The 10,088-nt window shown below is 66.8% G+C and carries 8 protein-coding genes; 1 reads left to right on the top strand and 7 read right to left on the bottom strand.

Translation table 11 applies throughout. The features are described from left to right. Positions 1-227: 227 nt before the first annotated feature. The 7 genes from BLX41_RS26955 to BLX41_RS26925 form a co-directional block, all read right to left on the bottom strand. The gene (locus BLX41_RS26955) at positions 228-2,021 is read right to left on the bottom strand and encodes a dipeptide ABC transporter ATP-binding protein (protein ID WP_123727353.1); all 1,794 of its coding nucleotides are present in this window, start codon (positions 2,019-2,021) and stop codon (positions 228-230) included. Next, positions 2,018-2,863: an ABC transporter permease gene (locus BLX41_RS26950; RefSeq protein WP_185073798.1), complete on the bottom strand. Its 846-nt coding sequence runs from the start codon at positions 2,861-2,863 to the stop codon at positions 2,018-2,020. Before BLX41_RS26950 ends, BLX41_RS26955 begins: the two co-directional genes overlap by 4 nt. Before the next feature lie 23 nt (positions 2,864-2,886). Further along, entirely contained in the window at positions 2,887-3,948 is a 1,062-nt protein-coding gene (locus BLX41_RS26945) for an ABC transporter permease (RefSeq protein ID WP_123727351.1), read from the bottom strand. Then, positions 3,941-5,512, bottom strand: coding sequence for an ABC transporter substrate-binding protein (locus BLX41_RS26940; RefSeq protein ID WP_123727350.1), 1,572 nt, complete (start codon positions 5,510-5,512; stop codon positions 3,941-3,943). Before BLX41_RS26940 ends, BLX41_RS26945 begins: the two co-directional genes overlap by 8 nt. Positions 5,513-5,522: 10 nt before the next feature. After that, positions 5,523-6,722: an LLM class flavin-dependent oxidoreductase gene (locus tag BLX41_RS26935; RefSeq protein ID WP_123727349.1), complete on the bottom strand. Its 1,200-nt coding sequence runs from the start codon at positions 6,720-6,722 to the stop codon at positions 5,523-5,525. A gap of 125 nt (positions 6,723-6,847) precedes the next feature. Further along, a complete protein-coding gene (locus BLX41_RS26930) occupies positions 6,848-7,579 on the bottom strand; it encodes a class II aldolase/adducin family protein (protein ID WP_123727348.1) in 732 nt (243 codons plus the stop codon). Between the two features lie 15 nt (positions 7,580-7,594). Next, positions 7,595-8,650 (bottom strand): ABC transporter substrate-binding protein, encoded by a 1,056-nt coding sequence (locus tag BLX41_RS26925; protein ID WP_123727347.1) that lies wholly within the window; start codon positions 8,648-8,650, stop codon positions 7,595-7,597. A 680-nt stretch (positions 8,651-9,330) separates the two neighbouring features. Between BLX41_RS26925 and BLX41_RS36395 the strand changes: the two genes are divergently transcribed. Beyond that, a partial coding sequence (locus BLX41_RS36395; RefSeq protein ID WP_259745226.1) for an acyl-CoA dehydrogenase family protein occupies positions 9,331-10,088 on the top strand: 758 nt, incomplete at its 3' end.

The raw sequence follows: 10,088 nt of genomic DNA, 5'->3' as shown, positions 1-10,088 counted from the left end.
CAAGGGCCTCTTCGCCGGCAAGCCGGCTCCTACACACAAAAAACGCGCAATACGCAGCCCCCGTAGGAGCTGGCTGGCCAGCGAAGGCGTCCGCAAGAGCAGCGCAAGGCTCAAGGGCCTCTTCGCCGGCAAGCCGGCTCCTACACACAAAAAACGCGCAATACGCAGCACCCGTAGGAGCTGGCTTGCCAGCGAAGGCGGTGCAATTGCCGCAGAAGATGTCGCCGTCAGCCCAGCCGCGGCGAGTTCTCCAGCAGGGTCCGGGTATAGGCATGTTCGGGCCGGTCCAGTACCTGATCCAGCGTGCCCTGCTCCACCACCCGCCCCTGCTTGAGCACCAGCACCCGATCGGCGATGGCGCGCACTACGCCCAGGTCATGGGTGACGAACAGCAGGGTCAGCCCGTCCTCCTGCAGTTGCCGCAACAACGCCAGGATCGACGCCTGCACCGAAACATCCAGGGCCGAGGTGACTTCATCGCAGATCAACAGCTTCGGTTCGCAGATCAGCGCCCGGGCAATCGCCACTCGCTGGCGTTCGCCCCCCGACAGGCTGTGGGGATACTGGTCCGCCAGGGCCGGCGACAACGACACCCGCTGTAGCACCGCGTCCACTCGCGCCCGGGCCTCGGCGCCCTTGATGGCGAAGAAGTGCTCCAGAGGCGCGCTCAGGGTCTGGTACAGGGTGTGCCGTGGGTTCAGCGCCCGGTACGGGTTCTGGAAGATGTACTGGATCTGGTGCCGCAGGCCTTTCTCTCGCTGGCGCGCCGACAGGCTCAAGGGCTGGCCGGCATAACGCACCCGGCCCTGGGCATTGTCGCCGAGTCCGGCCAGGGCACGGGCCAGGCTGGTCTTGCCGGAACCGGACTCGCCCACCAGGGCCAGGCACTCTCCAGGCGCCACCTGCAGTGACACTTCAAAGAGCACCTGGCGGTCGTAGGCCAGGTTCAGGTCTTCGACCTCCAGCAGGGGCACGGCCCCGGTTCCGGGCGCCAACTGCAGCGCAGGCGCGGACACGGGCACAGGCTCCGGCAGTGCCTGCCGATGCGGATCGACGCAGGCCACCTGAACCTCAGGCGCAAGGGGGTGCAATGGCGGTTCGAGCACACTGCATTGCGGGCCGCGACGCGGACACCGGGGCGCGAAGGCGCAGCCCTGGGGCCGCTGCCCCGGGGCCGGGGCCTGCCCGGGGATCGCCAACAATGGCCGACGTTGGCCGACGTCGGGAATCGCCGCCAGCAAGCCCCGGGTATAGGGATGGGCCGGCTGACGAAACAGCGCTTCGCGGGACGCGCTTTCGACAATCCGCCCGGCATACATCACCAGCACCCGGTCCACCAGATCCTTGATCACCGCCAGGTCGTGGGAGACGTAGATCGCCGCCACCCCCTGGCTTTTGCACAGATGGCGCAAGGTCGCGAGGATATGCGCCTGGGTGGTCACATCCAGGGCCGTGGTGGGCTCGTCCAGGACAATCAGCCTGGGCCGCAGGACAAAGGCCAGGGCCAGCATCACCCGTTGCTGCTGGCCACCGGAGAGTTGATGAGGAAAACGCCGCAGGAACTCGGGGTCTGCCGGCAGCCCTACCTGTTCCAGGGTTTCGACGATGCGCTGGTGTTGCGCCGTCGCCGCCAGGCGCACCTGATGCACCGCCAGGGTTTCGCGCAGCAGGCTGCCGATGCGCAGGGCCGGATTCAAGGCAGTAGCCGGGTCCTGGGCAACGTAGCCGATCAGGCTGCCTCGAGCCCGGCGCAGGGCATCGCCGCTAAGCTCCAGCAAGGACTCCCCGGCCACCTCGACCCGGCCGCCGACGATGCGCGCGCCCTGGCGAGCATGGGCCAGCAGCGCCGTGGCCAGGGTCGTCTTGCCCGATCCCGACTCCCCCACCAGACCGAGGATCTCCCCGGCGACCACACTGAAGGACACCCCCGACAGCACATCCACCTCGGGCGCCAGTTCCACCCGCAGGTCACGGACCTGCAGCACCCGGACGTCCCGGGCAATTTCCGCGACCGCGTTCATGGGCGTTTCTCCCCGATCCGCGACTGACTGCGACCAATGCCCTCGGCGAGGATATTGGTGCCGTAGGCGAAGATGCCGATCAGCACCGCCGGGGCCAGTACCGCCCAGGGCTGAACCAGCAGGCCGGCCTGGCTTTCATTGATCATCAGCCCCCAGTCGGCGGCCGGCGGCGCCACCCCATAACCGAGGAAGCTCAGGCCCGAGAGCATGCCCACCCCCCAGGTCAGCATGTTGCCCAAGTGCACCAGCAAGGGCGTGAGGATATTGGGCAGGATCTCGCGCAACAAAATCCGCCAGCGTGAATACCCCATCATCTGCGCCGCCTCGACGAACTCCTGGCCGGCCACCGCCACCGCGCTACCCCGCGCCAGGCGCACCACCCCAGGGGTGAAGGCAATCGCCACGGTGAGCACGATCAGCCAGGGCGCGCGCCCCAGCATGGAGACGATCAGCAGCACCAGGATCAGGTCGGGAAAGGCCAGGGACACATCCGCCAGCCAACTGATCAGTTGATCCAGGCGGCGCCGCGACAGGCCGGCCAGCAAGCCCAGGGCGCCCCCCAGCAGCAAGGCGATGGACGCTGCCGCCAGGGACATCCACAACACCGACAGGCCACCGCTGAGCAGGCGCGACAGCACGTCATGGCCAAGAAAGTCGTAGCCCAGCCAGGCGCCGGCATCCGGCGCGCCGTAGACCGGCCCCAGCATGTCGGTGCTGCCCCGGGGCGCGAGCCAGGGCCCGAACAATGCCAGCAGGGCCACCAGCAAGGTGATCAGGGCGCCCTTGCGGGTTTGCGGTTCGGCCAGCCACAGGCGCCAGCGGGAAGTACGGAAATCACTCATGCATCGGTTCTCATGCCGCAGGTTCAGGGGGCCTTGGGCGCCGAGCGGCGCCACCAGGGCTGGATGCCGCGCCGGTTGCGGCGGATCAGGCCGACCCGCCTTGCCGTGCGCAGTTTGGGGGTCAGCAAGACGGTGGCCAGGTCCGCCAGCAGGTTGATCAGCACCACCCCCAGGGTGATCACCAGCACGCTGGCCTGGATCATCGGCAGGTCGCGCATCTGGATCGCCGCGTTCAGCGAGGTGCCGATCCCCGGGTAGCTGAACACCACTTCCGCCAGCAGGGCCCCGCCAATCAGGGTGCGCAGGGTCAGGGCCAGGCCCTGGATCGCTGGCACCAGGGCATTGGGCAAGGTGTGGCGCCAGACGATGCGCCACTGCGGGATGCCCCGCAGCCGCGCGGCAATCACGTAGTCGGACTCCAGGGCCTCGATCATCGCCGCACGCACCATGCGCGTCAGGTAGGGCAAGGCCGACAGCGCCAGGGCCAGCACCGGCAGCACCAGGTACTGCAACTGGCGCCACAGCGGCAACTGGGGATCGAGGATCGACACCGCCGGCAGCAGGTCCATGTGGGGCATGGAGAACAGCAGCACCAGGCCAATGGCCAGGAGAAACCCTGGCGTCGCCTTGAGAAAGATCAGCAGCGACAGGCTCCAGCGATCCAGGCGACTGTCCCGGCGCAGGGCCAGGGTCACCCCCAACGCCAGGGCCACAGGCACCACCAGCACGACGACCCCGGCCAGCAGCGCCAGGGTGTAGCCCAGCCGGGCAAAAAGGATCTCGGCCACGGGGGCACTGGAATCCAGGGACTGGCCCAGGTCACCGGCCAGGGTCTGCCCCAGCCAGCGCAGGTATTGCTCCAGCAGCGGTCGGTCCAGCCCCAGTTGCCGTTGCAGGGTGAGGATGCTCTCCAGCGGCGCGTCGGGGCCGAGGATCACCCGCGCCGGGTCCGAGGGCAGTGCCTGGGTGGCGACGAACACCACCAGGCTGATGACCCAGGCGGTGAGCAGGCCATAGCCCAGACGACCGATGAACCAGGACAGCCAGGCTGGCGTTCTGGTGGCTTTTGCGCAGGGTTCAGACATGGTTCAACCACAACTCGTCAAAGCGCCAGGAGGCGAAGGTGGTCTGTTCCGGCGTCAGGCCACCGACCCGTACCGAGGCGGCGTCCAGTACATCGTTGAAGCCCCAGATCAGCAGGCCGCCGCGCTGGTGCTGGATGGCCTGGGCCTGGTGCACCAGTGGCTTGCGCAATTCCAGGTCGGGTTGGGCCAGGGCTTGCTGGTACAGCTCGGTGAAACGCGGATCGTGGAAATTGCTGCGGTTGTAGATGGCCTGGGGCGCGTCGTTGTGCAACGCCGAGGCCAGAAAGCCCCGAGCCGGGGTGGCCCCGGGCGACAGTAGCCAGTTCTCTCGCTGAGGGCCGTTGAACACCGAGCCGTCGACCTGGGTCACCTTGATCTCGACCCCGGCCTTCTTCGCCTGCTGGGCAAACACCAGGGCCGCATTGACCCCAGGGCCCGGGGTGGTGGTCAGTTCCACCCGCAGGTCGCTGTGCCCGGCCTGACGCAACAGGGAGCGGGCCTGGTCCAGGTCGTAGGGGCGCTGGGCAATGCCGTGGTTGTAGGTGGGGTCGTGGGGCGAATACAGGTCATTGGCGATCCGCCCGAAACCGTTGAGGCCGCGATCCACCAGTTCCTGACGGTCGGCCAGCAGGCGAAACGCCTGGCGCACCCGCTCATCCTGGAACGGCGCCTTGGCCAGGTTGAGGTTGAAGCCGGTGAACGAGGTGCTCGGCGAGGCGTAGAACCTGAGCCGCGGATCGGCCTTGAGCAGCGCGCTGTGCTCGGCCTGGACCCCGCTGGCCACATCGATCTGCCCGGCACGCAACGCCGCGGCCCGGGAGACCTGATCCTTGAACTCGATGATTTCCAGTTCATCGGCATAGGGCTGTCCCGGCTTGTAGTAATTCTCGAAACGGCTGTACAGCGAGCGTTGCCCGGGAATGAAGCGCTTGAGCCTATAGGGACCGGCGCCTACCGGGTTGGTCACCGGGTGATAGTCGGTGGGCACGATGCCGCCGAAGCTGATCAGGGTCTCGTCCAGGGGAAAGAAGCTCTGGCCCTGCTTGAAGCGGATCTCGATGGTGCGCTCGTCCAGCTTGCGCAAGGCCTGGCGGTCGATAGCCCCCACCAGCCCGGCAAAGGGTGAAGCCAGCTGCGGATCGGTCAGGCGCAGGATGGAAAACAGCATGTCGTCGGCGCCGATACTCTTGCCGTGATGAAACTCCAGCCCCGGCTTGATGCGGATGGTCCAGGCGCTGGCATCGGCATTGGGCTCGGCGAACTCCGCCAGGGCCAGGCGGGTACTGACGTCCGGGTTCCACTCCCAGAACTTGCTGTACAGCGCCCAGCCACGAATGATCCCGCCGCCCACGGGTTTGTGGGCATCGAGGTTGCCGGACTGGTCGCCATCGATGATCCCCACTCGCAAGCGCCCGCCGCGCACCGGCGTGCTGGACGCCAGCGCCGCACCGTTCACCGCCGCGCCACTGTCGCAGCCGCTGAGCAGGCCAGTGCCCAGCAACAGGCCGCCACCGACGGCCAGGGAGTTGCCGAGAAACACCCGGCGGGAAAACACCTCGCTCATGGCTCGCTCCTCAAGCCTGCTCAGTGGCAATGGCTGGCTGTCGGGCCGCCACGACGGACCCCAGGCGCGGCACCTCGAAACCGTGATCCAGGTCCAGCAGCGGGAACAGCAGGTCGGCCACTCGATGGGCCTCGTCGATCAGCGGAAAGCCCGAAAGAATGAAGGCCGAGGTGCCCTGCTCTTGGTATTCGCGAATACGCTCGGCCACCTGCTCGGCACTGCCCACCAGGTAGGTGCCGGCGGCCGGACCGAGGATGTTGAAACCGAACAGACTCGGACCAAGCCAGACATTGGGATAGATCTCCAGGTCCCGGGCCTTGGGCAGGCGGCCGGCGCGGATGGCCTCGACATTGCGCTGGATCTGCGGGTCGTCGCTGTGGAAGCTGTCCAGGGTTTCTCCGGGCGGCAACTGACGCTCGATGGAGGCCCGGGCAGTCTGCAGCGAGGTGCGCTGCAGCAACTTCTCGGCGTGAGCCCAGGCCTCCTCCTCGGTTTCCCGGACGATGATCTGCAGGCGGGTGCCAAAGCTCAGCTCACGGCCGATCTTCGCCGCCTCGGCAGCCACCTGGCGAAATTTCTCGCCGAGTTTCGGCGGCGTATTGGCAAAGCTCAGGTACACGTCCAGCAACTGCACCGAATGGGCCACTCCCGGGCCGGAGGTGCCGGCGCCCCACAGGGGAATGCCGGGCCGCTGCCTCGGCGCGTGCCAGCCGCCCAGGGGATGGCTGGCCGCCGCCGGGGAACGGGGTGCCAGCTTGACGTAGCGGCCGTCGTAGCCGGCGGTGTCGCCGGCATAGAAGCCCTGGAAGGCCCGCCAGTACTCCAGGCTGAAGTCATAACGCTCATCGTGGGGATAGTGCACCCCCAGCGTGGCCAGCCCGGCATCGCTGCCGTTGACCACGTTGAACAGCAAGCGGCCGTTGGAGAATTGATCGAAGGTCAGCGCCCATTTGGCCAGCACCGCCGGTGACAGCTCCCCCGGATGCTGCGCCACCAGAAAGCGCAGACGCTGGGTGGCATCGATCAACGCCGCCGAGACCGCCAGGCTTTCATTGGGGCTCGAGCCCAGCAGCGAACCGTAGTAACCCAGGCGATCACTGGCCACTGCCAGCTGTTTGAGGTGCTCGAAATCGGTGTTCCAGCGCCCTTCGGGCTCCCAGGGATAGGGGCCATCGGGTGTAGTGAGGTACCAGAGAATCTTGACGGCCATGTGCCTGTTCCTTGAATGATTGAACGCCTTTAGCGCCTGAGCATTGCCCTTGCGTTGCCCTGACGGGCGCCTTCGCTGGCAAGCCAGCTCCTACAGCAGCCAGATAAATCCCGCGGGGCGGCAGGTCAGGTGCGGCGGTCGATGGCGGGCACCAGGCCCAGTTCGGTGGCGCGCTCGTAGAGGCCGCTCATCTTCCATTGCTGGGTCAAGACTCCCGGGCCGTAAGGCCGGGAACCACCCAAGGCATCGGCCAGCAGTTGCAGTTGCGCGCCCTCCTCCAGCAGCAGGATGAATTCCGCCGTGGCTCGCAAGCCTTGCTTGCCCCACACGGTAGAGCCGCCGTTGGCTTCGAGAATCGCCAGGTTGAAGGGGTTCTGGGCAATGCTGTCGAGGATGAAGTCCACCTCGGGCTGGCGCCGGTCGATGTACACCGGCAGCTCCCGGGCCAGTTGGTAGCGCTGCACCGGTACGTAGTGGAACGGCAGGGTCCGGTGGGTCTGGGCCCAGGCTCCCAGGTACGGCGAATGCACGTGGGACACGGTGGTGATATCGGAGTGTTGCTGGAACAGTTTGGTGTAGCGACCGAGGCCGCCCTTGCCCTGGCCGAGGATGACCTTGCCGGCAAAGTCGGTGACCGTGGCCTGCAACGGTTTGCGGTAGTTCCACGGGCCGCCGTAGTTCACCGAGACCAGCAGTTCCTGGCCCGGTACCCGCTCGATGAAGCCCACGGTGCCGTTGGCGGTGATGGTCTGGGTTTCGCGGAACACGGTGAACGCCTGTTCGGCCTCCAGCAGCACCTGATCGATGAAGGCCTGCAGTTCCTGGGTAATCGGGGTTTCGTTGATCAATACAGTCATGGCAATTCTCCGGATTCAGGCGTGGCGCTGGGCCAGCAGTTCGTGGGCGGCGTGCAAGGGGCGTGGGTCGACCCAATCGGCGATGGCGAAATCCCGTTCGAGGAAGCCATGGCGATAGAGGAAGTTTTTCTGGATATCGAGGAACTCCAGGCGCTGGGGCGACAGGTCGGGAGCCAGGGTGGTGTGGAAGTCGCCGCGATAGGCCTCATTCACACCGGCACTGCCGGCCCGGGTTTCCTCTTCAAGAATGGCGTTCAGCGCCGGGCGGTTGTGCGCCGCCCATTCGGCGGCGCGCAGGGTCTGGGCGAGAAAGCGCACCACCAGGTCAAAGTGGTTGTCCAGCAGGCTCTGGTGCACGGTGATCGGTCGCGGCGTGCCGTTGTTGATGCGGTAGCGCGGCTCGGCGATCTGGTCCAGATCGATGCCCACCACCAGCCCCAGGCGCCGCGCCGCATCGGCAGCGGCAGCGCCCTTGACGTAGACCGCATCGACCTCGCCGCGCACCAGGTAGTCCAGGCCGGACCACAGGCGCTGCAAACCTTCCTGGGGCGTCGCCGCACGCTCCTGGTCCTGCAGCGCCACTTCCACCAGCTCGACATCGTCGAAACCCAGGCCCGCCAGGCTCAGCGCGCCTTTGTAGCCATGCAGGCTCATGGCCCGGGCGATGCTGCCCGGCCGATTTTCGCCCCAGGCCGGCAGGGCCAGGCGTTTGCCCTTGAGGTCCTCGGGGCGGCGGATGCCCGAGTCGGGGCGCACCAGCAGGGTCTGCCATTCCTCGATCCAGGTCAGGCCGATCAGTCGGCTGGGGGAACCGGCGGCGCGGGCGGCCAGGGCCGGGACATTGCCGCCCTCGCGAAACAGCCCCGGCAACTGGTGATCGTAGTGGTGATGGCCCAGCTGCCGGGCTTCCTGCAGGGTCGCGACCGGCAGGCCGTCGGCAGCGAATTCCTCGCTGAGCCAGCCCAGCTTGTAGGCGATCCCGGAAGCGGTGGGCACCGGGCAGCGAGTGAACCAGATCTGCTCCAGCCGAGGCTGGGCAGCGGATAGGGGTAAAGAGGCAGCAAGCGTCATGGGCCGGTTCCTGTGCAATGGCGGTTGCCAGAGCCATTGCAGCGCCCGTGCCAACCGGGCAAAGCCCCGGATTACGGGGCCTGGGCCGCTGCCGGCGAAACCGGCACCACGCCAACTGCTGCCCGACCAGCAGCATTGCGCGGCGACTGCTGCTGTCGGAGCAACGGGCCGACGAGCATTGCTGCTGGAGCAGCAGCAGGCGTTTTAGCACCCATTGGGCACCCGCCCGCCAGCCTTGTCGCACAAGGCCTGCAACGGATTTTCAGCACACTGAAAAGGCCCTGGCGCAGAACTTGCTCAAGCCCCTCAAGCACTCCCCTTTTTCGTAGGAGCTGGCTTGCCAGCGAAGGCGTTGCCAAGACTGGCGCCAGGCTCAAGGGCCCTTTCGCCGGCAAGCCGGCTCCTACGGATCAGGCCGATACACACGCCCCCTGTAGGAGCTGGCTTGCCAGCGAAGGCGTTGCCAGGACTGGCGCCAGGCTCAAGGGCCCTTTCGCCGGCAAGCCGGCTCCTACGGAGCAGGCCAATACATACGCCCCCTGTAGGAGCTGGCTTGCCAGCGAAGGCGTCGCCAGGACTGGCGCCAGGCTCAAGGGCCCTTTCGCCGGCAAGCCGGCTCCTACGGATCAGGCCGATACACACGCCCCTGAGGGCAGATTTCTTCAGATAGAGGTTCCAGTATGAGTAGCGTCCAAACCCTTCCTGTCACTCCGGTCCGTGTCCTGCGCAGCGAGGCCGAAGCCATCGCCGCCGCCCGGGAGATCGCCACGCAAATCGCCACCATTGCCGCCGACAGTCAGGCCAACGGCCAGTTGCCCCGGCGTCAGGCCGAACTGCTGTCCACAAGCGGCCTGACCGCCATCGGCGTGCCCAAGGCCTTCGGCGGTCTGGGGGCCTCGGTGGCCACTATCGTCGAAACGGTGCGGCTGATCTCGGTGGCCGACGGCGGTGTCGGCCAGTTGCTGCAGATCCACAATGTGATGCTGCGGGGCATCTTCAATGGCTACCCGGAGGCGGTACGCGACCGCCTGATCAGCGACGTGCTGGCCGGCAAGCGCTTTGGCAACGCCCTGGCGGAAGTCGGCGGCAAGAACAAGTTTGCCCTCAAGACCCGCATCGAGCGCCGCGCCGACGGCCAGCTGATTCTCAATGGCAGCAAGTTCTACTCCACCGGCGCCTACCTGGCCGAGTGGATTTCCCTGACCGCCGCCAGCGAAGAAGGCGGTGCCGGGGTGCTGCTCAATCGCAACACCCCGGGCCTGACCCTGGTGGACGACTGGCACGCCTTCGGCCAGCAGAACTCGGTCAGCGGCACGGTGATCTTCGACAACATCGAACTGGACGAAGACTTCGTCTCGCCACGCAAGGGCCCGATGAAGCGCACCGGCCTGACCTTCCCGCAGATCCTCCATGCCGCCATCGACACCGGGATCGCCGC

Source organism: Pseudomonas protegens, from assembly GCF_003732485.1.
GTDB lineage: Bacteria > Pseudomonadota > Gammaproteobacteria > Pseudomonadales > Pseudomonadaceae > Aquipseudomonas > Aquipseudomonas protegens_B.
Note: the sequence above shows the minus strand (reverse complement) of the source record. Positions and strands in the feature narration are given on the sequence as shown.